This is a genomic window from Streptomyces sp. NPDC006925, assembly GCF_042869575.1.
GTDB lineage: Bacteria > Actinomycetota > Actinomycetes > Streptomycetales > Streptomycetaceae > Streptomyces.
In genome coordinates this window covers 69,391-93,187 of sequence record NZ_JBIAGB010000016.1, presented here as the reverse complement: position 1 = coordinate 93,187, position 23,797 = coordinate 69,391, and the positions used below count along the sequence as shown (strand labels likewise).

At 71.8% G+C, this 23,797-nt stretch carries 21 protein-coding genes; 9 read left to right on the top strand and 12 right to left on the bottom strand.

The window, feature by feature from the left end; all coding sequences use genetic code 11:
* Window positions 1–31: 31 nt before the first annotated feature.
* Complete coding sequence (locus ACFYNS_RS21465) at window positions 32–835, top strand: IclR family transcriptional regulator (RefSeq protein ID WP_360302278.1); 804 nt, start codon at window positions 32–34, stop codon at window positions 833–835.
* Between the two features lie 131 nt (window positions 836–966).
* Here the strand turns inward: ACFYNS_RS21465 and ACFYNS_RS21460 are convergent, their stop codons facing one another.
* Together ACFYNS_RS21460 and ACFYNS_RS21455 are read right to left on the bottom strand one after the other, a co-directional pair.
* Window positions 967–2,784, bottom strand: coding sequence for a serine/threonine-protein kinase (locus tag ACFYNS_RS21460; RefSeq protein ID WP_388604563.1), 1,818 nt, complete (start codon window positions 2,782–2,784; stop codon window positions 967–969).
* 63 nt (window positions 2,785–2,847) lie between these two features.
* A complete protein-coding gene (locus ACFYNS_RS21455; protein ID WP_388604562.1) occupies window positions 2,848–3,183 on the bottom strand; it encodes a DUF5955 family protein in 336 nt (111 codons plus the stop codon).
* A gap of 210 nt (window positions 3,184–3,393) precedes the next feature.
* Here ACFYNS_RS21455 and ACFYNS_RS21450 point away from each other — a divergent pair, with 210 nt between their 5' ends.
* Both ACFYNS_RS21450 and aceB read left to right on the top strand, forming a co-directional pair.
* Window positions 3,394–4,059: an NTP transferase domain-containing protein gene (locus tag ACFYNS_RS21450; RefSeq protein ID WP_388604560.1), complete on the top strand. Its 666-nt coding sequence runs from the start codon at window positions 3,394–3,396 to the stop codon at window positions 4,057–4,059.
* Window positions 4,060–4,455: 396 nt separating this feature from the next.
* Window positions 4,456–6,084, top strand: coding sequence for a malate synthase A (aceB, locus tag ACFYNS_RS21445; protein ID WP_388604558.1), 1,629 nt, complete (start codon window positions 4,456–4,458; stop codon window positions 6,082–6,084).
* A 285-nt stretch (window positions 6,085–6,369) separates the two neighbouring features.
* On the opposite strand, the gene ACFYNS_RS21440 is transcribed toward aceB, so the two are convergent.
* Window positions 6,370–7,041 (bottom strand): GPP34 family phosphoprotein, encoded by a 672-nt coding sequence (locus ACFYNS_RS21440; RefSeq protein WP_388604556.1) that lies wholly within the window; start codon window positions 7,039–7,041, stop codon window positions 6,370–6,372.
* A 74-nt stretch (window positions 7,042–7,115) separates the two neighbouring features.
* Window positions 7,116–8,642: a YfcC family protein gene (locus tag ACFYNS_RS21435; RefSeq protein ID WP_388604554.1), complete on the bottom strand. Its 1,527-nt coding sequence runs from the start codon at window positions 8,640–8,642 to the stop codon at window positions 7,116–7,118.
* 269 nt (window positions 8,643–8,911) lie between these two features.
* On the opposite strand from ACFYNS_RS21435, the gene ACFYNS_RS21430 reads away from it, so the two are divergent.
* On the top strand, window positions 8,912–9,607 hold the full coding sequence (locus tag ACFYNS_RS21430; RefSeq protein WP_360303603.1) for a helix-turn-helix transcriptional regulator: 696 nt from the start codon (window positions 8,912–8,914) through the stop codon (window positions 9,605–9,607).
* A gap of 154 nt (window positions 9,608–9,761) precedes the next feature.
* Here ACFYNS_RS21430 and ACFYNS_RS21425 read toward each other — a convergent pair whose 3' ends face one another.
* From ACFYNS_RS21425 to ACFYNS_RS21390, 8 genes are all read right to left on the bottom strand, one after another.
* Window positions 9,762–11,249, bottom strand: coding sequence for a nucleobase:cation symporter-2 family protein (locus tag ACFYNS_RS21425; RefSeq protein WP_388604551.1), 1,488 nt, complete (start codon window positions 11,247–11,249; stop codon window positions 9,762–9,764).
* Window positions 11,250–11,473: 224 nt separating this feature from the next.
* A complete protein-coding gene (locus tag ACFYNS_RS21420; RefSeq protein ID WP_388604550.1) occupies window positions 11,474–12,880 on the bottom strand; it encodes an 8-oxoguanine deaminase in 1,407 nt (468 codons plus the stop codon).
* 106 nt (window positions 12,881–12,986) lie between these two features.
* Window positions 12,987–13,922: a factor-independent urate hydroxylase gene (gene pucL, locus ACFYNS_RS21415; protein ID WP_360301043.1), complete on the bottom strand. Its 936-nt coding sequence runs from the start codon at window positions 13,920–13,922 to the stop codon at window positions 12,987–12,989.
* A gap of 4 nt (window positions 13,923–13,926) precedes the next feature.
* Window positions 13,927–14,382: a hydroxyisourate hydrolase gene (locus ACFYNS_RS21410; RefSeq protein WP_360301046.1), complete on the bottom strand. Its 456-nt coding sequence runs from the start codon at window positions 14,380–14,382 to the stop codon at window positions 13,927–13,929.
* On the bottom strand, window positions 14,379–14,897 hold the full coding sequence (gene uraD / locus ACFYNS_RS21405; protein ID WP_388604548.1) for a 2-oxo-4-hydroxy-4-carboxy-5-ureidoimidazoline decarboxylase: 519 nt from the start codon (window positions 14,895–14,897) through the stop codon (window positions 14,379–14,381). The genes ACFYNS_RS21410 and uraD overlap by 4 nt, the downstream gene beginning before the upstream one ends.
* Window positions 14,898–15,093: 196 nt before the next feature.
* Window positions 15,094–15,480 (bottom strand): helix-turn-helix domain-containing protein, encoded by a 387-nt coding sequence (locus tag ACFYNS_RS21400; protein ID WP_360301052.1) that lies wholly within the window; start codon window positions 15,478–15,480, stop codon window positions 15,094–15,096.
* A complete protein-coding gene (locus ACFYNS_RS21395; RefSeq protein WP_360301055.1) occupies window positions 15,480–15,734 on the bottom strand; it encodes a hypothetical protein in 255 nt (84 codons plus the stop codon). The genes ACFYNS_RS21400 and ACFYNS_RS21395 overlap by 1 nt, the downstream gene beginning before the upstream one ends.
* Window positions 15,735–15,772: 38 nt before the next feature.
* A complete protein-coding gene (locus ACFYNS_RS21390; protein WP_360301057.1) occupies window positions 15,773–16,678 on the bottom strand; it encodes a helix-turn-helix transcriptional regulator in 906 nt (301 codons plus the stop codon).
* A gap of 619 nt (window positions 16,679–17,297) precedes the next feature.
* Between ACFYNS_RS21390 and ACFYNS_RS21385 the strand changes: the two genes are divergently transcribed.
* The 5 genes from ACFYNS_RS21385 to ACFYNS_RS21365 all read left to right on the top strand — a co-directional run bounded on the left by ACFYNS_RS21385 (window position 17,298) and on the right by ACFYNS_RS21365 (window position 23,755).
* Window positions 17,298–18,113, top strand: a complete 816-nt coding sequence (locus ACFYNS_RS21385) for a TIM barrel protein (RefSeq protein ID WP_360301060.1) — start codon at window positions 17,298–17,300, stop codon at window positions 18,111–18,113.
* Between the two features lie 92 nt (window positions 18,114–18,205).
* On the top strand, window positions 18,206–19,117 hold the full coding sequence (locus ACFYNS_RS21380; RefSeq protein WP_360301063.1) for a 2-hydroxy-3-oxopropionate reductase: 912 nt from the start codon (window positions 18,206–18,208) through the stop codon (window positions 19,115–19,117).
* Window positions 19,118–19,229: 112 nt separating this feature from the next.
* Window positions 19,230–20,999, top strand: coding sequence for a glyoxylate carboligase (gene gcl / locus ACFYNS_RS21375; protein ID WP_360301068.1), 1,770 nt, complete (start codon window positions 19,230–19,232; stop codon window positions 20,997–20,999).
* 167 nt (window positions 21,000–21,166) lie between these two features.
* Window positions 21,167–22,633, top strand: a complete 1,467-nt coding sequence (locus ACFYNS_RS21370) for a catalase (protein WP_360303776.1) — start codon at window positions 21,167–21,169, stop codon at window positions 22,631–22,633.
* Between the two features lie 366 nt (window positions 22,634–22,999).
* Window positions 23,000–23,755 (top strand): hypothetical protein, encoded by a 756-nt coding sequence (locus ACFYNS_RS21365; protein WP_388604545.1) that lies wholly within the window; start codon window positions 23,000–23,002, stop codon window positions 23,753–23,755.
* Window positions 23,756–23,797: the final 42 nt, after the last annotated feature.

The following is a 23,797-nucleotide window of genomic DNA, read 5'->3' as shown; positions in this document are numbered from 1 at the left end:
GCCTGACCGCAGGCCAGGAAAGGAACGCGACGTGCCGCCGTCCGCAGAGCACACAACCACCCCCCAGGCTGCCACGCCGCCCGCCGCGACCGGCGGGGTGCAGTCCCTCGAGCGGGCCTTCGACCTGCTGGAGCGGATGGCCGACGCCGGGGGCGAGGTCGGTCTCAGCGAGCTCTCGACCGCCAGCGGCCTGCCGCTTCCCACCATCCACCGACTGATGCGCACCCTCGTCTCCTGCGGCTACGTGCGCCAGCAGCCCAACCGGCGCTACGCCCTGGGCCCCCGGCTGATCCGGCTCGGGGAGAGCGCAGCCCGGCTGCTGGGCACCTGGGCCCGCCCCTACCTGGCCCGGCTGGTGGAGGAGACCGGCGAGACGGCGAACATGGCGCTGCTCGACGGCGACGAGGTCGTCTACGTCGCACAGGTGCCCTCCCGGCACTCCATGCGGATGTTCACCGAGGTCGGCCGCCGGGTGCTGCCGCACTCCACCGGCGTGGGCAAGGTCCTCCTCGCGCACACCCCGGACGACCAGGTCCGGGCGCTGCTGGCCCGGACGGGCATGCCCGCCGCCACCGAGAAGACCATCACCACCCCGGAGGGCTTCCTGGAGGCCCTGGCGCACGTGCGCGAGGCCGGGTACGCCACCGACGACAACGAGCAGGAGATCGGCGTGCGCTGCATCGCCGTCTCCGTGCCCGACTCCCCGACCTCCGCCGCCGTCTCCATCTCGGGCCCCGCGGGCCGGGTCACCGACGCGGCCACGGACAAGTTCGTCCCCCTGCTGCACGAGGTGGCCGGCGATCTGTCGGCCGCGCTGGCCACGGGCGCCCAGTAAGCTCCGTACGGGGCGCGAGGCGTCGCAGCGGTCGAGCAGGGCGGATGCGGCCTGCCTCGACCGCGCGCACGGGCCTGCGCGGTGCGGGCCCGCCGTCCGGACCGCAGGCACACCCCGGGTCCGGGGCCCCGCTAGTCCTCCTCGGCAGGGATCGCGTTGCGCCAGACTTTCACGTCCAGCTTGACGTAGCTGCTGGGGTCCGACTCCGGGGCGCGCCCCCGGTAGGTGACCAGGGCCACGTGCCCTGAATCGGTCAGAACGCAGATCCGAGAACCCCGCGAGAGCTGGTCGAGGGTTACGGAGTCGGCGAAGCGCGTCTCAGCGCGGCAGGTCTTGAGGGAACCCTTCTGCGAGTTGTTGAGCAGGACGAGCTTGCCGGCGTACCCGGCGGACAGCTCGTCGTCCTTGTCGTACGCAGAATCCCTGAAGACCAGTTCTTCACTCCCGTCGGCGTGACCACTTTCCCTCGGCTTGAGCGGATCATCGGCAAAGCTCAGGAAGTAGTCATCGGTCACATTGACGCCCTGGTACGTCACCGGCTTGGGGTCCGGCTTCTTTGCACCCTCGGGTTCCGCCTCGGAGCCGGAGCCACCCGACGCGCTGGAGCCGATCGCCAGGAGGCCACCCCAGAAGAGCACCGTCCCGCCCACGGCCACGGTCGCGATCGTCTTGCCCCGGTCCCATTTGCGGCGCGGCTGCAGCGGACGGGGGTAAACCGGTCCGTACGGGCCGACCGGACCCGCCGGACGGTGCGGGACGTACCCCGCCGGAGGATATGGGCCCCCGGCAGGCGGGACAAACGGCTGCGGGCCCACCGACCGGGCGGCCATGGTGGGCACGGCGGCGAGAGGTGGTGGCGCCGGGGGCGGCTGCCGCGGCCCGGTCGGCCGCGGGGGGGGCGCCACCTGAGCAGTCAGCGGGGCCGTCCCGGCGGCAGCGCGGGAACCAGCGGAGGAAGCGGTATCCGCGGCCGCGCCCGCCGTCCGGGTCGGGTCCTGCGCCGCATCGGCAGTCATGTGCGGCGGAGTCTGTGACGGCGCGGGTGCCGCCGAGCGGTGGGAGATCTCGGCGGCCACCGGTGAGGGCAGCCAGTCCCCCGGCCTTCGCAGTGGGGTACCGCCGGAGGCGTCCTGGCACAGCCGCAGCACCTCATCGAGCCCGGGCCGGTCCTCCGGGCGCTTGGCCAGACAGCGAGTGACCAGTTCCCGCAGCTCGTCCTGGATACCCTCCAGCGCCGGCTCGGCGTGCACGACACGGTAGAGGACCCCGTGCGAGGTGCCCTCGCCGAAGGCCGGGGTGCCCAGCGCGGCGTAGGCGGCTATCTGCCCCAGCGCGAAGATGTCGGTGGCCGCCGTGACCCGCTCCCCCGCCGCCTGCTCGGGCGCCATGAACGAGGGGGTGCCGATCGTGACCCCGCTGCTGGTGAGCGAGGTGGCGTCGGCGGCGCGGGCGATACCGAAGTCGATGACCCGCGGTCCGTCGTCCGCGAGCAGCACGTTGGAGGGCTTGAGGTCCCGGTGGACGATGCCCGCCCTATGGATGACCTGGAGTGCCTCGGCGACTCCGGCGACCAGGAAGAGCACGGTGGACACCGGCAGTCTTCCGTGCCCGAGCACCGCGTCCGCGAGCGAGGGACCCGGGACGTAGGCAGTGGCCAGCCAGGGCTGCGGGCCCTCGGTGTCGCTGTCGATCACCGGCGCAGTGTGCAGCCCCTGCACCCGCTCGGCGGCCCGGACCTCCTGCTGGAACCGGCGGCGGAACTCCGGGTCCTCGCTGAAGTCGGGGCGGATGACCTTGATGGCGACGGGACGCCCGCCCGGGGTGTAGGAGAGGTAGACCTTGCCCATGCCTCCGGAGCCGAGCCGGGCCGCCAGCCGGTACCCGGCGACCGTCGCCGGATCGTCCGGCGCGAGCGGAGTGAAGACCTGCGCCGCCGCCCCGTCAACCATGAACCACTGCCCCCGATGGAGTCGTTGCGCGTTGCTGACGCCCAGACACTATCGGTGTGGCACTCAGCTCCCGGAGCGCGGGCCCGTCCCGAAGAGTTCGACGGCCTCCCGGACGCCGACCAGCGGGCGCGCCAGGGCGCTCACCGAGCCCACGGCGGCCGCCAACAGCAGCAGCGGATACCGCAGCTCCTGGGCTGCGGGCGCTCCGGAGCGGACCGCCGCCGCCAGCGCGTCCAGCCCGCGCTCGGCCTCGCAGCGGTCGGGCAGCTCGGCGGGGTGCGCGTCCAGCGCCCGCCGCATCCGCTGCACGGCCCGGCCCAGCGCCTCGACCCGCGGGTCGGCGCCGGTGTCGTGCCCGGCGGTCATGGACCGCCGCTCACCCACAGCCTCGCTTCGCACGTTCTCCCCCCACATGGGATGTCCCGCGCCTTCAGGCACGGGATTTCCGCCTTCCTCCGAGGAAGTGACCGCTCCTGTCGGAGGTTCCGACAGTAAACGCCACTCTACGCGTGTGCCGCCACACGGAACGCAAGATTTCGGGTCGCCTTTCCGATGATCATCCCCAAGGATGACGGCCCCATCCCTCTTACGTGCGATATCCATGAACGTATGGCGCACAGCGGACAGACATCCCACGACCCCGAGTGCGGCACGGCGCCCCGGGTGGCCGGGCTGCTGCTGGCCGCCGGGGCGGGGCGGCGGCTGGGCGGCCGCCCGAAGGCGCTGCTGCGGCACTCCGGCGGACTTCTGGTGGAGCACGCGGCCCGGGCCCTCCGGGAGGGCGGCTGCGGCCCCGTGTACGTGGTGCTGGGCGCGGCCGGTGAGCGGGTGCGGGAGGCGGCGACCCTGCCCGGTTGCGTACTGGTGGACAACCCGGACTGGGCCCAGGGCATGGGGAGCTCCTTGCGGGCGGGACTGGCGGCCGTGTCCGCGGCGGGGGCCGCCGCAGGGGGCGACGGGGCGGACCGCGGCGCCGAGGCGGTCCTGGTGTCCCTGGTGGATCAGCCGGGCATCGGCGCGGACGCGGTGGCCCGGGTACGGACCGCCTACCGCTCCCCGGCCACCCTCGCCGCCGCCGCGTACGGCGGCCGCCGCGGCCACCCCGTGCTGCTGGGCTCGGCGCACTGGACCGGCGTCGCACGCAGCGCACTGGCGGACTCGGGAGCGCGCGGGTACCTGCGGGAGCGGCAGGAGGCGCTGGCGCTCGTGGAGTGCGCGGATCTCGCCGATCCGTCCGACATCGACACCCCGGACGACCTGCACCGCCTGCGGTAGGTGCCGCCGCCCGGGGCTCGGCGGCACCCGTACCGGGCTCGGGGGCACGGGGCGCCGGACAGGGGCGCACGGGTGACGAGGGTGGCGCAGTGCGGCCGGAGGCGGGGTGACCCCGAGGGGATGGGCGGGCGCCCCGAGCGGCCGGCGTGGCACCCGAGGACAGCGGAAGGAGTCGTTCCGGGGACAGATCGGGGTGAGAGATATCTCGACGTCAACAAACTCTTGAAGTTCCACTATGAGGAAACTAATCTCCACTGATCAGAAGCGTCTTCCTGTCCCGAAGGCGCCCATGCCCGCGTTCCGTGCGCCAGGCACGGGTCGCGGCACCCCGTGCCGCCCCGCACCGGACCTCGCCCGGCGGCCTCTGCACACCGCTCGCTGAAGGAGTGACCCACCATGTCCGCACCAGCGCCCTCCCCGCTGGAAATCGTCGGCGTCGAGCCAGGGCAGCGGCCCGAGAGGCAGGACGAGGTTCTGACCGGTGCCGCGCTCGACTTCGTCGCCGCGCTGCACCGCAGGTTCACCCCGCGCCGGGACGAACTGCTCGCGCGCCGCGCCGAAAAGCGCGCCGAGATCGCCCGCACCAGCACGCTGGACTTCCTGCCGGAGACCGCCGAGGTGCGGGCCGGCGACTGGCGGGTGGCCGACTGCCCGCCCGCGCTGCTGGACCGCCGGGTCGAGATCACCGGCCCCACCGACCGCAAGATGACGATCAACGCCCTCAACTCGGGCGCGAAGGTGTGGCTCGCCGACTTCGAGGACGCTTCGGCGCCCACCTGGGAGAACGTGATCGGCGGCCAGCTCAACCTGAGCGACGCCTTCGAGCGGCGCATCGACTTCACCGACGAGCGCTCCGGCAAGAGCTACGCGCTGCGCCCCGCCGAGGAACTGGCCACCGTCGTGGTGCGGCCGCGGGGCTGGCACATGGACGAGCGGCACCTGGAGTGCGACGGGCAGCCGGTGCCCGGCGCGCTGGTCGACTTCGGGCTCTACTTCTTCCACAACGCGCAGCGGCTGCTCGACCTGGGCAAGGGGCCGTACTTCTACCTGCCCAAGACCGAGTCGCACCTGGAAGCGCGGCTGTGGAACGAGGTGTTCGGCTTCGCGCAGGAGTACTGCGGCATCCCGCACGGCACCGTCCGCGCCACCGTCCTGATCGAGACGATCACCGCGGCCTACGAGATGGAGGAGATCCTCTACGAGCTGCGTGAGCACGCGGCCGGGCTGAACGCGGGCCGCTGGGACTACCTCTTCTCCATCGTCAAGAACTTCCGGGACGCGGGCTCGCGGTTCGTGCTGCCCGACCGCAACGCGGTGACGATGACGGCGCCGTTCATGCGGGCCTACACCGAACTGCTGGTGCGCACCTGCCACAAGCGCGGGGCCCACGCGATCGGCGGCATGGCGGCCTTCATCCCCTCCCGCAAGGACGCGGAGGTCAACGAGGTCGCCTTCGAGAAGGTCCGGGCCGACAAGGACCGGGAGGCGCGGGACGGCTTCGACGGCTCCTGGGTCGCCCACCCGGACCTGGTGCCGGTCGCCAAGGCGTCCTTCGACGCCGTCCTCGGCGACCGCCCCCACCAGAAGGACCGGCTGCGCGAGGACGTCGAGGTGAAGGCCGCCGACCTGATCGCGGTCGACTCGCTGGAGGCACGCCCCACCTCCGAGGGCCTGCGCAGCGCCGTCCAGGTGGGCATCCGCTACATCGAGGCGTGGCTGCGCGGCCTGGGCGCGGTGGCCATCTTCAACCTGATGGAGGACGCGGCCACCGCGGAGATCTCCCGCTCCCAGATCTGGCAGTGGATCAACGCGGGCGTCGTCCTGGACGACGGCCGGCAGGTCACCGCGGAGCTGGCGCGCCAGGTCGCGGCCGACGAACTCGCCGCGATCCGCGCGGAGATCGGCGAGGAGCCCTTCGCGGCGGGCCGCTGGCAGGAGGCGCACGACCTGCTGCTGCGGGTGGCCCTCGACGAGCAGTACGAGGACTTCCTGACCACTCCGGCCTACGCGGCCCTGCGCGGCTGAGGCGACCGGGCACCGTGCGGGGTCCCGGGCGGAAGTCCGGAACTCCGCACCGGAGCCTCGCCCGGGAAGCACCGGGGAAACGCCCGGGAAGCACCGGGGAAGCGCCGGGGGGCACCGCACGAAGGGTGCCGGTCCGCGCGGAAGAGGCCTGGGAGCGCCGGAACGTGCGGCGCCGGTGACCGGTCCCGCCCCCGTGCCGTCCGCGGGTGCGATCCGCGGTGCCGTCGGTCACGCCGGTCGGCCCCGGGACCCTGCGGCTCGGCAGGGGCCCGGGGCCGACCGGCGTCACATCGTGGCGACCGTGGTCGCCGCCGTGGTCGCCGTCATGACGGCGACCAGGACCGCCTGCATGTCCTGGATGGCCTGGCGGATGTCCTCGGCAACCCACTGCCCCTCGGCGATGGCCTCCATCCGGGGAGCCACCTGCTTCCGGGCGACCCCCGGGAAGGCCACCGCGTGCAGGCGGGCGGCGTGCAGCAGGGCGATCAGCCCGGTCGTACGCTCGTCCGGCTCCGCGCCGTAGCGTACGACGTCCTCCAGCCGGTGCCGCAGTTCGCGTTCGGCCGTGCCGTCCACCTCGGGGTAGCGGCGGGTGGTGAAGATGCCGAGTGTGCGGTGCTTGTGCTCGGTGACGACGCCGCGTGCGCAGAGGTTCTCGACAGCCGCCTCGAGCGCCTTGGCCTGGTCCTTGCCCAGCCAGTCGCCGACCTTGGCCTTGGTGTCGCGTTCGGCCCATTCGGCGATCTTCGCCAGCCGCCCGTCCAGCAGCGCGTCGCCCGTCGGCGTCGGGTCGGTCACGGTGAGCCGCTCGTCGACGACGGCGACCCGGCCGGCCAGTGTCAGGTCCAGCAGCACGCCACCGGCGACGGCCCAGCCGGCGGCGGATCGGTTCTTCGCGGCGCCGGAGTGGTCGTCCAGCGCGAGCAGCGCCACTTCCTCACCCAGTGTGACCGCCATGAGTCCCCCTTCGCGCGTCCCCGTACTCATCCGGTTTCCGCTGCCCATCCTGGGGCGGCGCAAACCTGGGTCCGCTACGTCAGCACCGCGCCCAGGGCGAGGAAACCGGTGATCAGCAGGGCCAGCAGGCCCAGCAGCGGGAGTGCGAAGCGCAGATACCGGTCGTAGCCGACCCTGGCGAGGGAGATCCCGCCCATGATGACGGCGGAGGTGGGGACCCACAGGTTCATCCAGCCGCTGGCCGCCTGCCAGGCGGTGACGACGACCGCGCGGGAGACCCCCGCGAAGTCGGCGAGGGGTGCCAGGACCGGCATGGCCAGGGTGGCGTGGCCGGACGTGGAGGGGATGAGGAAGGCGAGGGGCAGATTGACGACGTAGATCATGACGGTGAAGAGCGCCGAGGGGACCCCGGTGACCGCTCCCTCGATGGAGTGCAGCAGGGTATCGGTGATCTTGGCGTTGTTCATGATCGCCGTCACCCCGCGGGCCAGCACGATCACCAGGGCCGGCGGGACGAACTCGCCCACGCCGCGGACGAAGGTGCTGGTGAACCGCTGCTCCCCCATCCGCGTCAGCACTCCCACCAGGATCGCGGCGCAGAGGAAGAGCGCGGCCAACCGCGGGAAGGACCAGCCCAGTTCCCAGCTGTAGGGAGCGGCCTGAGCGTCCCCGGTGAGCGCGCCGGCCCAGGGGATCACCGAGAAGATCATGAAGGCGAAGACCAGCGCGACGGCGACCAGGACGAGGATGTGCAGCCCGGTGAGCGGCGGCGGCTCGGCAGCGTCGTCGCGCACCGCGGCCTGCTCCCGGTCGCCGGGCCGGTAGCCGGAGAGGGAGCGCTCGGGGTGGTCCCGCACCCGGCGCGCGTACCGGACGACATAGCCGACAGTGACCGCGGTCAGCACCACCCACATCAGCGCCCGCAGTGCGATGCCGTCCCCGAGCGAGATGTCCGCGGCCGAGGAGGCCACTCCCGTGGCGAAGGGGTTGACGGTCGAGCACAGCACCCCGATCCCGGCACCCAGCACGATGGTGCCGATCGCCACCATCCGGTCGTAGCCCAGCGCAAGCATCAGCGGGACGACGAGTCCGTAGAACCCCAGCGTCTCCTCGGCGAACCCCTCCACGGTGCCCAGCAGCGAGAAGACCAGCATCACGCCGGCGATCAGCAGTACGCCCCGGTCGCGCAGCCGGTGGGCGAGGCGGCCGATTCCGCGGTCCATGGCGCCGGTGGCGAAGACGACGGCGATGAAGGCGCCGATGGTCAGGACGAAGAGGAACACCCCGGCGGCGCCGAAGAGTTCTCCGGTGAGGTCGGGGCCGATCCGCCCGGTCCTGGTGTCCTGCAGGCCGTAGAGGCCGTTCACCGGGGAGAGGAAGAGGTCGCTGAACCGGTCCGTGAGGCCGAGTCCGGACGGCTCGCGGTGGTAGGTCCCTTGTACGGGCGCACCGTCGGCGTCGCGGTCGTAGCTGCCGGAGGGGACGAAGAACGCCACCGCCCAGACCAGCAGGGTCACGAGTGCGAGCACCGTGAGCGCGCTCGGGAAGGTGAATCCGCGCTGCGGTTCCGCCTCCTCCTGCGGCTCGGCCTCCGTCCGCATGCGGTGCTTCCCTTCGTGGGTCTCCTGTCGAGCAAACCGCAGCATATCGGGCACAAGGCGGAGAAGGGGGGCAGCACGGGCAGGGGCATCGCCGCGGGTGTCTCCCGGAGCCGACGCGGGCGCGGCGCGCTCCCGGGGACGGGACCGCCGCGCGCGGCCGATGGCCTCGTCTCGGTGTATCCGCCCACGTCGGTGGAGGTTTCTACGAGCCGGGGCTTCGGGTGAACGCACTGTAGGCAGCCGCGGATCCGGCTCCGTACGGTGAGCGCATGCACTACGGCACGTCACGGGGGCAGGCAGGAAGTTCGTTCGACGGCGCGGCCGCACGGCGGCTGCGCGAGGAGTTGGGGCTCTCCGCGGAGGATGTCGCGTACGGCATGCGTGCCGCCTACGGGACCGGGGCCGACGCCCGCACGGTCGCGGCGTGGGAGGCCGGCGCGGCGGCGCCCGACGAGCGGCATCTGGCCGCGCTCGCGGGCGCGCTGTGGTGTTCGGCAGCCGATCTGATGGGCAACCCCGGCACGCTGCGCGAGTACCGGCTGGCGCGAGGTGTCTCGCTGACCGATGTCGCGCGGGAGATCGGCATGTCCCCCGAGGACTACGCCGCCGTCGAGGAATCCGGCGGCTGGCCGGGGAACGCCAGGCAGGCCGACGCGCTGGGCGCGGTGCTGCGGCTGCCGGTACCCGCGCTGATCGAGTTCACCGGGCGCGACGAGGAACTCGCCCGTCTGCTGCGGAAGGCCGCGGCGACCCGGTGGCAGGCGTACACGGATCCGGTCTGCGCGCTGGTGCCGCTGCCGCGCGAGTACGTCGCGGACGGGCTGCGGGCGCTGCACGCGGCGTACCACTCCACGACGGCCGCCTCCCTCGGCTGGGGGCAGCCGGCCTCGGCGTCGTCCCGCGACGCGGGCCGGGCCTTCATGGACGAGATCCTCGCGCACTTCTGGCAGGCCGTGGAGGGCTGACGGCCGCGGAGCGGACCCGGTGGGCCAGGGCCCGGCGGTCCCGTCGCGACAGTGCGGCAGTGCGGCAGTGCGCCACCGGCCGGTGGCGCACTGCCGCACTGCTGTATCTCTGCGTCTCTGCGTCTCTGCGTCTCTGCGCTTCCGCGCGGTCGGGCTACGCGGGGGCGCCCTCCCTCGGATGCGGGATGCCCTCGCCGGGTTCCATGGGGTGGGCCACCACCTCGTCGTCGCGGCGGGAGCGGCCGAGGTGGTTGAAGACCAGATTGAGGACGACGGCGGTGACGCAGCCGGTCGAGATCCCGGAGTCGAGGATGATCTTCGCGCCCTCGGGGAACGCGTGGTAGAAGTCCGGCGCCGCGATCGGGATGAGGCCGACGGCCAGCGCCGTACCCACGATCAGCACGTTGTTGTCCTTGCCGAGGTCCGCCTTGAGCAGGGTCTGGATGCCGCTGGCGGCCACGGAGCCGAACAGTACGACGCCCGCGCCGCCCAGAACCGGCTGCGGCACGGCCGCGACCAGCCCGGCGGCGAGCGGGCAGAGGCCCATGACGATGAGGATGCCGCCCCCGGTGGCGACCACGAACCGGCTGCGGATGCGGGTCATCGCCACCAGGCCGATGTTCTGCGCGAAGGCGCTGCACAGGAAGCCGTTGAAGAAGGGGCTGACGAAGGAGCCGAGGGTGTCGGCGCGCAGCCCGGCGGCGATGGTCTTCTCCCCGGAGGGGCGGTCCACGACCTCGCCGAGAGCCAGCATGTCGGCGGTGGACTCGGTCATCGAGACCAGCATGACCACGCACATGGAGATGATCGCGGCGAGTGCGAACTGCGGGGCGCCGAAGTGGAAGGGGGTGGGGAAGCCGACGAGGTCGGCCTGCTCGACCGCGGTGAAGTCCGTGATGCCGACCGGTATCGCTATCAGGGTGCCGACGACGAGACCGATCAGCACGGCTATCTGCTTGAGGAAGCCGGAGGTGAACCGGCGCAGCAGCAGCACGATCAGCAGGGTGGCACCGGCCATGCCGATGTTCTCGAAACCGCCGTAGTCGGGATCCTTCGCGTTGCCGCCCTGGGCCCAGTTGAAGGCGACGGGCATCAGCGAGACGCCGATGAGGGCGATGACGCTGCCGGTGACCACCGGCGGGAAGAAGCGGACGAGTTTGCTGAAGAACGGGGCGATGACGAAGCCGAGCGCCGCGGCGACCATCGTCGCGCCGAAGATGACCGGCAGCGCGTCGGCGGGGCCTTCGGACTTGTTGATGGCCAGCATGGGCGCCACGGTGGCGAAGGTGACGCCGTTGACGAAGGGCAGCCGCGCGCCGACCTTCCAGAAGCCGAGCGTCTGCAGCAGGGTGGCGATGCCGGCCATGAAGAGGCTGGCCCCGGTGAGGAACGTCAGTTCGGACGGCGAGAGGCCCACGGCCGCGCCGATGACGAGCGGCGGCGCCACCACTCCCGCGTACATGGCGGCCACATGCTGCAGGCCGGTGGTGAACAGCTTGAGCGGCGGCATGCCTTGGTCGACCGGGTGCTTCTCCTGCGCCGCGGGCTGCTGCTGGTCGGGGTCGTGCGAGCCGCGGCCCGGTTCGTCCCCACTGCCGTCCGCCGTCTTTCCTTGCCTGGTGAACCTGGGCGTCTTGGCCACGGGGTCCTCCTGTCGCTGTCTGCGCCGTGTGGCACTCGTTTTCCGGAGGTGTTGCGCTGTGCAAGGTGGTGCTGTCGGTGCGATGTCCTACTGGTGCGCCCGTCATTGGTGTCCGGAACATGACAGGAGTCCGGATGGGGGGTCGAACCGGCCGGGAGCCGTCCCTCCCGGCCGGTGTCTGTGGGGTGGTACCGGAGCGGTGCTCCGGCCGCGCGGCGAAAGCGTCAGCCCGCGTCGGCCGCGATCCGGGCGAGGCGCCGCGCCTCGTCCCGTGCGGTGCCGGCGATCTCCTCCTCGTCGGCCCGGACGAGGTGACCGTCCTCGACCACCGGCCGGCCGTTGACGAGGGAGAGGGTGACCGGTGCCGCCGCGCCCAGCACGAGGGCGGCGACCGGGTCGGCGATGGAGGAGTGCCCGATGCCGTCGAGCTTCCACAGCACCAGGTCGGCCAGCTTCCCGGCCTCCAGCGAGCCGGTCTCCTGGGCCCGGCCGAGCACTCGGGCGCCGCCGTGGGTACCCAGCCGCAGGGCCGCGCGCACGGTCAGCGCGTCCTGCCTGCGCGGGCCGAGCCGGTTGATCAGCAGCGCGTTGCGCAGCTCGGTGTGCAGCTCGCCCGACTCGTTGGAGGCCGTACCGTCCACGCCGAGTCCGACCGGGACGCCCGCGTCCAGCATGTCCGGGACCCGGGCGATCCCCGCGCCCAGCCGCGCGTTGGACGAGGGGCAGTGCGCCGCGCCCGTCCTGGTGCGGGCGAAGGCGGCGATGTCCGCGTCGGTCATATGGACGCAGTGGGCCATCCACACGTCCTCGCCCAGCCAGCCGACCGACTCGAAGTAGTCGGTCGGGCCCATGCCGAACAGCTCATGGCAGAACTTCTCCTCCTCCGCCGTTTCCGAGCCGTGGGTGTGCAGCCGCACACCCTTGCGGCGGGCCAGCTCCGCGCTCTGCCGCATCAGTTCGGTGGAGACGGAGAAGGGGGAGCAGGGCGCGACGGCGACATGCCGCATCGAGCCGAAGGAGGCGTCGTGGTGTGCGTCGACAGCCTTCTCGGTCTGAGCGAGCGCGCCCTCCAGGGTCTCCACGGCGAAGTCCGGGGGCAGCCCGCCGTCCGACTCGCCGCGGTCCATCGAACCCCGCGCCGCGGTGAAGCGGACACCCAGCTCACCGGCCGCGCGGATCTCGGCGCCCAGCAGGTCGCCCGCGCCGCGCGGGAAGACGTAGTGGTGGTCCATCGCGGTGGTGACGCCGCCGCGGGCCATCATGCCGAGGGATCCGCGGGCCGCGGCGTGCACCATCTCCTCGTCGATGCGCGCCCAGACGGGGTAGAGGGTCACGAGCCAGTCGAAGAGGTTGCAGTCCTGGGCCAGACCGCGGGTGAGCCACTGGTAGAAGTGGTGGTGGGTGTTGATCAGGCCCGGGGTGAGGAGGTGGCCCGTGCCGTCGATGCGGCGGGTGACGTCCGCCAGGCCCTCGGGCGCGTCGCCCGGGCCGAGGGACTCGATCCGGTTGCCGTTGACGACGAGGTGGCCGCTCGCGTACTCGGTGTCCTCGGCGTCGACGGTCGCGATCGCGCACTTCTCGATCACGACGCGCCCGGTGGGTGGTGGCTGTGGTGGTCCGGTGTCGGCCATGGGGGTTCCTCGCTTGGGATCGGTCCCTGTCCCGCCCCCGCCCGGCTCCTCGGGGCTCGGGCCCCGAGGAGCGGGTTCCGGGAGGGGCGGGGCAGGGTGAGGAAGATCAGAGGTTGGTCATGTCCACCGGGATGCGGGGGGTGACCCCGTCCCGCAGGACCGTGCCCTCGATCAGGCCGTACGGCCGGTCCGCCGCGTAGTAGACGGCTCCGTCGGCCGCCTCGTTCTTGATGTCGAACGGCGACAGGTCCACCTTGAAGTGGTGCTTGTTCGGCATCGAGAAGCGGATCTCGTCGACCTCGGGCCGGCTGTTGATGACGCGCGAACCCATCTGGTAAAGCGTCTGCTGGAGCGAGAGCGAGTAGGTCTCCGCGAACGCCTGCAGCATGTGCCGCTTGGTCTGCGCGTAGGACTTGTCCCAGTTGGGCGTCCGCTCCCCGGCCGTGCCGGTCCAGTTGTGCCGCCACACGGCGGCCACCTCGGTGGCGAGGATGCGGTCGTAGTCCTCCTTGAGCGTGGTGTACCGGTCCTTGACGTAGCCCCAGAACTCCGAGTTGGTGGAGTTGAGGACGGTCAGCTCCTTCAGGCCCGAGAGCACCTCGACGCGCTCGCCGTCGAAGGTGATCTGGGCCGTGCGTATCTCCTGGCCCTTGCGCACGAAGGAGTGCTTGACCTCGTCGGCGCCGATGAACTTCGAGTTGGCGTCGGAGGTCTCGATGCGCTCCCAGTCGTACTGCTCGATCCGGATGCGCGCCCTGCTGATCGGCTCGCAGCTCTCCACGAAGTGCCGGGCCAGCAGGACGCCGTACGCCTCGGCCGACTCGATCCCGTGCTCCTTCGCCTTGGCGAACACGGTGTTCTTGGTGGTGTCGGTCGGCAGCACATGGGCGTTGGAGCCGGAGTAGTGGACGTCGTCCAGATCGCCGCTGAGGGCGACCGAGACGTTGAGGTCCTTGATGTGGTGGGTGTCGCCGTCCCGCGTGATCTTGACGACGCGGTTCTCTGCCTTGCCGTACTGGTTCTGGCCGAGAATCGTGGGCATGGTGTCAGCTCCCTCGGTACACGGAGTAGCCGAACGGGTTGAGCAGCAGCGGCACGTGGTAGTGCTCCCCCGGGTGCACCGCGAAGACGATGGTCACCTCGGGGAAGAAGCTGCCTGGCGCGCTGTCCCTTACGCGGGGGGCGTCCTGCTGTTCCGCGGCTTCGCGCTGGCTGCGCGGATTCGAACTGTGCTCTGCCACCTCCGGTCGCTCCGAGTCGGACCCGCCGCAGAAGTACGGCTCCGTCTCGAACCACAACCGGACGTGGGTGGTGCCTTCCGGCAGCGCCGGAAAGTCCTTGCAGCGCCCGTCGGCGTCGGTCCTCGACACCCCGTGCGCGACCCATCCGGCCTGCTCGTCGCCCTGGCGTACGGAAAGCCGTACCCCGACCCCGGCGGCCGGGCGGCCGCGGCTGGTGTCCAGGATGTGGGTGGACACCGACGTGCTCGTCGCGTCGCTCATGCCGTGGGGGCTCCTTCCTCCGCGAGACGGGAGAGCCGGAGGCGGTTGATCTTCGCCAGCTCCCGCCGCACGATCTCCCGCTCCTGTTGCGGAGTGTTGTCGATCCGGTGACGAACGGCGTCCCTCATCTCCTCGGCGCTCCTGCCGGTGGCGCAGATGAGGAACACATGCCCGAATTTGTCCTGGTATGCCAGGTTGAGTTCGAGCATCTCGGCCTTCAGCTCCTCGGAGGCCCCGGCCATCCCCCGCTGCTCACGGGAGGAAGTGGGGTCGCCGGGCTTCGGGCGGCCGATGGGCGGATGCCCGGCCATGGCCTCGGCCAGCCCGTCGTCCGTGAGGGCCTCGGTGGCCTCGTCACTCGCGACGAAGAGGGCTTCGACGGTGCCGTACGGACGCCGGGCGAGCAGCGCGCTCCCCCAGCTCCGGGCGGCGCACATCTCATGGAGCGCGGCGCGCGCCTCGGCGTCCGCTGCGGAGTTGAACCAGGTGAGACCTGGCGTCGAGCGCGAAGTCACGGGACCTCCGTGGCCGTGGTGCTGTTCGGGCTGGGAATAGCTAAGTCCTCAGGCCACACCACGTCAACACTTTGTTGAATGCTTTTCGGCATCCCGGAAAACAGCACCCGCCATACGGAAGCCCCACAGGCGGCACCGCGGAAGGCCCGCACGCCCGCCGGAGAGCCTCCGCAGCCTCCTCCGGAGCGCGCACACCTCAGCTCGTGGAGCGCCCGTTCTCCCGGTTGAGGTAGTTGTAGACGGTGAAGCGCGAGACACCCAGCGCACCGGCGACGGTCTCGACACCGTGCCGGACCGAGAACGCCCCCCGGGTCTCCAGGATCCGCACCACCGACTGCTTGGTCCTGCGGTCCAGCTCCGCGAGCGGCACCCCGTGCCGCCTCTCCAGCTCCGCCAGGATGTGGTCGAGGGAGTCCGACAGATGCGGCAGCCGCACGGCCACCACGTCCTCGCCCTCCCAGGCGAGGACCACATCGTCGCCCTGCGCCTCCTGCGGGGCGACCATGGCCCCACCCATGGCGTCCACCAGCGGCTTGATCGCGACGACGAACGGATGACCCGAGGCGCGCGCGTCCTCCCCCATCAGTCCTCGCCCTCCCCGATCACGTTCACCTGCAGGGAGACCCGGGTCGCGCCGGCCTCCAGCGAGCGGCGCAGCAGTGCGGTGACCGCGCCCAGCACCGCGTCGGCCGAGCCTTCGGCGGTGTTGCCGAACGGACCGACGTCCACGGCATCCAGTGCCGCCGACTGGACGACCTCCCGCGCCACGACCGCGTGCTCCGGCGCCTGGTCGAGGTCGAAGGGCTCGGTGGTGAACTCCACTCGCAATCGCTCCATGGCCCCACAGTACCGAGAACGCCCTGGCCCGCCGCAGGTCAGCGCAGCTCGGCGAGCATGTCCTCGATGAAGGCGGCCGTCTCGGCGGGCTGCCGGGCCTCCGCACACAGCCGGTCCATGATCAGCGTGTACTGGTCGATCTCCGAGGGCTTGTCCAGGTAGACGGCGTTGGTCAGGTGCTCCAGGTAGACCTTGTCGGGCAGATCGTGGTCGACGAAGCGCAGCAGGGTCACCGGGGTGCCGGCCGCGGCGGCCGTCACCTCGAACGGCGCGACCTGCAGTGTGATGTGCGGTAGTTCGATCATCTTCAGCAGGTGCTCGAGCTGCTCGCGCATCACCTCGGTGCCGCCGAAGGGGCGGCGCAGCACCGCCTCGTCCACGACGGCCCACAGCCGCGGCGGCTCGGGCCGGTGCAGCAGCTTCTGCCGGGCCATGCGCAGCGCGACGATCCGGGCCACCTTGCGCGGCTCGGTGTTCGGATAGCCGAGCCTGCTGACGGCGTGCGCGTAGTCCTCGGTCTGCAGCAGTCCGGGCAGGAACTGCACCTCGTAGGTGCGGATCACCGACGCCGCGTCCTCCAGCCCGAGGTGCAGCTCGAACCAGTCCTCCAGCACATCCGAGTACTGGCACCACCAGCCGGGCGAGTTGGCCTGCCGGGCGAGGCCGAAGAACTCCTCGCGCTCGTCCGGGTCGTGGATGCCGTAGAGCGTCAGCAGGTCGCGCAGATCGCGCTCCTTGGCCCCGACCTGGCCGCGCTCCAGCCTGGTGATCTTCGCGTGCGAGCCGCGGATGGCCCGTCCGGCGGCTTCCCGGCTGATGTCCCGGTCCTGCCGGAGCCTGCGCAGCTTGACGCCCAGGATGATCCGCAGCGCGGTGGGACCGTTCGACTGCTCCTGCGCAGCCCCTCGCGACGCGTCACCGGACGGCTGGATCATGGCGGTCATTCCGACTCCCAAGGGTGTTTGGGCGGTCACAACAGTGTGGCACCGGTGTACCGGTCAGGTACAGGTACCTGGAGAATACGCCGCCGGCGCACGGGGGTTGCGTCCGGAACCCTCCGCGTCGCGCCGTCGCCGCCCCGGCAACAGGCCTCCTCGGCACGGTAGTTGAAGGACCCGGAGACCAGGCGTCCGACCGCCGGCACCGGAAACCGGCCCGGAGCGATCCCGGCACGTGTGCGGCACCCCGGCCCGCCCCCCCTGCCCCCGTACCCGCGCGGCCCGGACGAGCGGGCGCCGGGTCCGGCCCGTGGACTCCCGGGCCGTACGGGCCGCTGCGCACCGGCGCGGGGTCCGCGACCTCCACGGGCGAGCCCGTCGCGACCCGGCGCCGCCCCGGACCGGGTCGCGACCGGGGCCCTGCCCCGGGCCGACCCCGAGGCGCCGGACCCGGCTCGCCCCGAGGTGCGCGGCGCATCCCCCGACCGTCGGGTCGCCCGGCGGGGTGGCAGCAGATCCGCTCTTGACAGGACCGGCACCGACACCGCAATCTTCCAATGAGCAGAAAACAAGTTTCACGATACGAAATCTTCTACGGTCCCCGACGGAAGGGAGGGCGGTCGCAGTGGTCTCCTCGGACCGGTTCACCGTCAACGCCTCGATCCTCTTCACCGAGCTGCCCCTGCTGGAGCGCCCGGCGGCAGCCGCCGCCGCGGGCTTCGACAAGATCGAACTGTGGTGGCCCTGGGTCGACGCGCCCGTGCCCGAGCCCTCCGAGCTCGACGCGCTGCGCGGCGCGCTGGAGGACGCCCAGGTGCAGCTCACCGGGCTGAACTTCTACGCGGGCCAGCTGCCCGGACCCGACCGCGGCGCCCTGTCCGTGCCCGGCGAGGAGTCGGAGAAGTTCCGCGCCAACATCGACGTGACCGCCGACTTCGCCCGGTCCGTGGGATGCAAGGCGCTCAACGCCCTCTACGGCAACCGCGTCGAGGGAGCCTCCGAGGCCGAGCAGGACGCGCTCGCTCTGGAGAACCTCGGGCTGGCCGCGCGCGCCGCGGACCGCGTGGGGGCGGTGCTGCTCATCGAGGCGCTGAACGCTCCCGAGTCGCCCAAGTGCCCGCTGGTGAGCGCGCCCCGCGCGCTCGAGGTGGTCGACGCGGTCAACACGGCCACCGGCCTGGACAACGCGCGGTTCCTGATGGACCTGTACCACCTGTCCATGAACGGCGAGGACCTGCCCGCCGTCATCGAGAACTCCCTCGACCGGACCGCGCACGTCCAGATCGCCGACAACCCCGGGCGCGGGGCGCCGGGGACCGGGTCCCTGGACTTCGGCGACCTCTTCGAGCGGCTGGACAAGGGCGGATACGACGGCCTGGTCGGGCTCGAGTACAAGCCCGGCGACAACGGCAGCGCCGCCTCCTTCGGCTGGCTGAAGTAACTGCGCGCCCCCGCCCGGGCAGGGCGGGGCCCGGCACCGCGCGGGGCCCTCAGGGGCGGCCCCGGCATTCGGAACTGCGAAAGGCACCAGAGATGGCTCACACCGCCGGCAACACCAAGATCGCCTTCATCGGGCTCGGCATCATGGGCGCGCCCATGGCACGCAACCTCCTGAAGGCAGGGTACGACGTCACGGCGTACACGCTGGAGACGGAGAAGGTCGAGGCCTTCGTCAAGGACGGCGGCAAGGGCGCGGCGTCCATCGCGGAAGCGGTCGGCGGCGCCGACGTCGTCATCACGATGGTCCCCGCCTCCCCGCAGGTCGAGCAGGTCGTCCTGCACGAGGGCGGCGTGCTGGAGAACCTCCGCGAGGGCGGCACCCTCATCGACATGTCGTCGATCACACCGCAGACCTCCGTCGAGGTCGCCGAGGCCGCGCGGGCCAAGGGCGTCAAGGCGCTCGACGCTCCGGTGTCCGGCGGCGAGGCGGGCGCCGTCGAGGGCGTGCTGTCCATCATGGTCGGCGGCGACCAGGAGACCTTCGACGCGGCCAAGCCGGTGCTGGAGGCGCTCGGCAGGACGATCGTGCTGTGCGGCCCGGCCGGGTCCGGCCAGACCGTGAAGGCGGCCAACCAGCTCATCGTGGCGGTCAACATCCAGGCCGTCGCCGAGGCGGTGGTCTTCCTGCGCAAGTCCGGCGTCGACCTGGAGGCCGGTCTCGAGGTGCTCAACGGCGGGCTGGCCGGCTCCACGGTGCTGACCCGCAAGAAGGACAGCATCCTGGCCGGCGACTACAGGCCCGGCTTCAAGATCGACCTGCACCACAAGGACATGGGCATCGTCACCGACGCGGCCCGCGCGGTCGGTGCGGCCGTGCCCGCCGGTGCGCTGGTCGCCCAGCTCGTCGCGGCGCTGCGGGCGCAGGGCGACGGCGGGCTCGACCACTCGGCGCTGGTCCGCGGCGTCAAGCGGCTCTCGGGCGAGAACCCCGACGGCGCCAACTGAGGACCGCACTCCCCCAGAGACTCCGGGCGGCGGCGCCGACACTGTCCTGTCGCGCCCAGGCGCCGCCGCCCGGACACCACCTGCACCGAACCAGGAGAGTCCGATGGCTCGTATGACCGCTGCCCGCGCGGCAGTTGAGATCCTCAAGCGCGAGGGTGTGGACACCGCTTTCGGGGTGCCGGGTGCGGCGATCAACCCCTTCTACGCTGCCCTGCGGGCCGCGGGCGGCGTCGAGCACACGCTCGCCCGGCACGTCGAGGGCGCCTCGCACATGGCCGAGGGCTACACCCGCACGGCGCCCGGCAACATCGGCGTGTGCATCGGCACGTCGGGCCCGGCCGGCACCGACATGATCACCGGCCTCTACTCGGCGATCGGCGACTCGATCCCGATCCTGTGCATCACCGGGCAGGCACCGGTCGCGGTGATCGAGAAGGAGGACTTCCAGGCCGTCGACATCGCCTCGATCGCCAAGCCGGTCACCAAGAAGGCCACCACCGTCAAGGAGGCGGCCCAGGTCCCCGGTGTCTTCCAGGAGGCGTTCCACCTGATGCGCTCGGGCCGCCCCGGCCCGGTGCTGATCGACCTGCCGATCGACGTCCAGCAGACGGAGATCGAGTTCGATCCGGACACCTACGAGCCGCTGGTCCCGCACAAGCCCGCCGCGACCCGCAGGCAGGTCGAGAAGGCGATGGACATGCTGGCGGCGGCCGAGCGGCCGCTGATCGTGGCGGGCGGCGGCGTCATCAACGCGGACGCCTCCGAGCTGCTGGTCGAGTTCGCCGAGCTGACCGGTATCCCCGTAGTGCCCACGCTGATGGGCTGGGGCGTCATCGGCGACGACCACCCGCTGCACGCGGGCATGGTCGGTCTGCAGACCTCGCACCGCTACGGCAACGCCACGTTCCTGGAGTCGGACTTCGTCCTCGGCGTCGGCAACCGCTGGGCCAACCGGCACACCGGCGCGCTGTCGACCTACACCGAGGGCCGCACGTTCGTGCACGTGGACATCGAGCCGACCCAGATCGGCCGGATCTTCGCACCGGACTACGGCATCGCCTCGGACGCGCACGCGGCCCTGACCCTCTTCGTCGAGATCGCCAGGGAACGCGCCGCGGCCGGTGCGCTGCGCGACCTGTCGGAGTGGGCCGCCGGGGCGCGGGAGCGCAAGGGTGCGCTGCAGCGCCGGACGCACTTCGACGACGTGCCGCTGAAGCCGCAGCGCGTGTACGAGGAGATGAACCGGGCCTTCGGGCCGGAGACCCGCTACGTGTCGACCATCGGCCTCTCGCAGATCGCCGGTGCGCAGTTCCTGCACGTCTACCGGCCGCGGCACTGGATCAACTGCGGCCAGGCGGGCCCGCTGGGCTGGACCGTGCCGGCCGCGCTGGGTGTGGCCAAGGCGGACCCGGAGGCGAGCGTCGTGGCGCTGTCGGGCGACTACGACTTCCAGTTCATGATCGAGGAGCTGGCGGTCGGCGCTCAGCACCGCATCCCCTATGTGCACGTGCTGGTCAACAACTCCTACCTCGGGCTGATCCGGCAGGCCCAGCGCAACTTCGACATGGACTTCCAGGTCAACCTGGAGTTCGAGAACCTGAACGCGCCCGAGCTGGGCGCCTACGGCGTGGACCACGTCAAGGTCGCCGAGGGCCTGGGCTGCAAGGCACTGCGGGTGACCGAGCCGGACAAGCTGCTGCCCGCCTTCGAGGAGGCGAAGAAGCTCGCCGCCGAGCACCGGGTGCCGGTCGTGGTGGAGGCGATCCTGGAGCGGGTCACCAACATCTCGATGAGCGGCAGCGACATCGCCTCGGTCAACGAGTTCGAGGAGCTGGCCACGGAGGCGGCGCACGCGCCGACGGCCACCGTTCCGCTGGGCTGAGGACGGCACCGCCCGCCCCCTCGGCCGCCCCTCCTCCGGCCCCCGGGAACGGTCTCCCGGGGGCCGGAGAACCGAGTTTCAACAAAGTGTTGACGCCCTGATGAGGCGTCCTTACGCTCCAACATGCGGAAACCGTTTTCCGTGAATCAGCCCCAGGAAGGTCGTCCATGTCGAAGTCGTCGAAGCCCACGCTGACCACCGAGGCGGGCGCGCCCGTCGCCGACAACCAGAACTCCACCTCCGCCGGCATCGGTGGGCCGCTCCTCCTCCAGGACCAGCACCTGCTGGAGAAGCTGGCGCGGTTCAACCGCGAGCGCATCCCGGAGCGCGTGGTGCACGCCCGCGGCTCCGGCGCCTACGGCTACTTCGAGGTGACCGACGACGTCACCGCGCACACCAGCGCCCACTTCCTCGGCGAGGTCGGCCGCCGCACGGAGACGTTCCTCCGCTTCTCCACCGTCGCCGACAACCTCGGCGGCCCGGACGCGGCCCGCGACCCGCGCGGCTTCGCCCTCAAGTTCTACACCGAGGAGGGCAACTACGACCTCGTCGGCAACAACACCCCGGTCTTCTTCATCAAGGACCCGCTGAAGTTCCCCGACTTCATCCACTCGCAGAAGCGGGACCCCTTCACCGGCAAGCAGGAGCCGGACAACGTCTGGGACTTCTGGGCCCACGCGCCCGAGGCCACCCACCAGGTCACCTGGCTGATGGGGGACCGCGGCATCCCGGCCTCCTACCGGCACATGAACGGCTACGGCTCGCACACCTACCAGTGGACGAACGCCGAGGGCGAGGTCTTCTTCGTCAAGTACCACTTCAAGACCAACCAGGGCATCCGCTGCCTGTCCAGCGACCAGGGCGCCGAGCTGTCCGGCACCGACCCCAACAGCCACCAGACCGACCTGCTGCAGTCCATCGAGCGCGGCGTCTTCCCGTCCTGGACGCTGTACGTGCAGATCATGCCCGCCGACGAGGCCGCCGACTACCGGTTCAACCCCTTCGACCTCACCAAGGTGTGGCCGCACAGCGACTACCCGCTGCAGCGCGTGGGCCGGCTGGTGCTGGACCGCAACCCGGACAACGTCTTCGCCGAGGTCGAGCAGTCCGCCTTCTCGCCCAACAACTTCGTGCCCGGCATCGGCCCCTCGCCGGACAAGATGCTCCAGGGCCGGCTGTTCGCGTACGCCGACGCGCACCGCTACCGGCTCGGCGTCAACCACACCCAGCTGCCCGTCAACGCGCCCAAGGCGACCGAGGCGAACAACTACGGCAGGGACGGCCTGATGGCCGCCAACGCCTACGGGCGGCACACCAAGAACTACGAGCCCAACTCCTACGGCGGCCCGGTCGAGAGCGGTTCCCCGCTGTCCGCACCGCGCCCGGTCACCGGTTACTGGGGCACCCACGAGGCGCCGCAGCACTCCAAGGACGACGACTTCTTCCAGGCCGGCGAGCTCTACCGGCTGATGTCGGAGGAGGAGAAGGGGCGGCTGGTCGCCAACATCGCCGGCGGCCTCTCGCAGGTCTCCCGCGAGGACGTCATCGAGAAGAACCTGGCCCACTTCAGCGCCGCGGACCCGGAGTACGGGCGCCGCGTGGAAGCCGCCGTGCGGGAGCTGCAGGAGGGCTGAGCACCGTCCGCCGCAGGGCGCGTCCCGACCGCGGGCGCGCCCGCGCGGGGCGCCCCACGCGGGCGCGCCGCAACTCTCTCGCGGTGAACGGCGTACCGGGGTGATTGGGAGGTCGGCCCGGCACGCGCCCCCGTGCGGAACGGTCCTTGTGATGAGGGGTGACCGTTCCGCGCGGGGGCACACCCTTGTCATCATCCACTCTCGTCCCCCCTCCCGATCCGCCCTCGTCCGCCCCCTCGCGCACCTTCCCCGGCCCGTCCGGCACCTGCCCCTTCGGAAAACCCGCTCCATCGGCGACGATTGGAGGGCGGCCGGGCACAGCAGCCCCACCGTGCCCACCGGATCACCCGTGCCAGGAGCCGAACGATGGCTGAGAGAGTGCTTGTGCGCTGCCCCGTGTGCCGGCGCGAGCACAGCTACACCGCGCCCGTCTACCCCTGCGGCTGCGGTGCGCCGGTCGCCCTGCCGCTGCTCTCCTCCGCCGCCGCGATCCAGGTGCGGCACCGCACCTGGGCGGGCTCCTGGATCTCGGTACGCTGCCCGGCCTGCGGGCGCGTGGACGAGTGGCCGCAGCCCGAGCTGGGCTGCGGCTGCGGCACCACCCTGCGGGTGCCGGTCGCCCGCGGCCGGACCGGGGTGGCGACGCCGTCCGCCGAGCATCCGCCGCCGGTCGCCCGCACCGCGCCGGAGCCCGCGCCGAGCGCCGCGGACCCCGCACCCGCCGCGCGGGGACCGGTCCCGCGGCCCGCCTTCCGGCCCGTCACCATCCGCACGGCGCAGGACGCGAAGCTGGCCGCGGCGCAGTATCTGCGGTGGCTGGGTTTCGAGGGGGTACGGGTCGCCGAGCGGACACCCGCCTCGGGAGTGGACGTGCGCGGGCCCGCCGTGGTCGCGCACGTCGACCCCTCCACCTCGCCGGCCGGGCTGCGCGACGTGGAGACCCTGTGGCTCAACGGACTGAACGACTCGGTCGCCGCCGTCTGCTTCGCCCTGGCCGGATACGGCAAGGACGCGCGGGCCCGCGCCGACGAACTGCGGCTCCCGCTGTTCGTCCTGGACCTGACGGGCACACCGCGGGCGGTGAACGAGGCCGCCGAGCAGCTGATCCGCACCCCGCGGTGACCCCGCCGCGACGCCGGCGCCGTGCTCCCGCCCGCTCGGCGC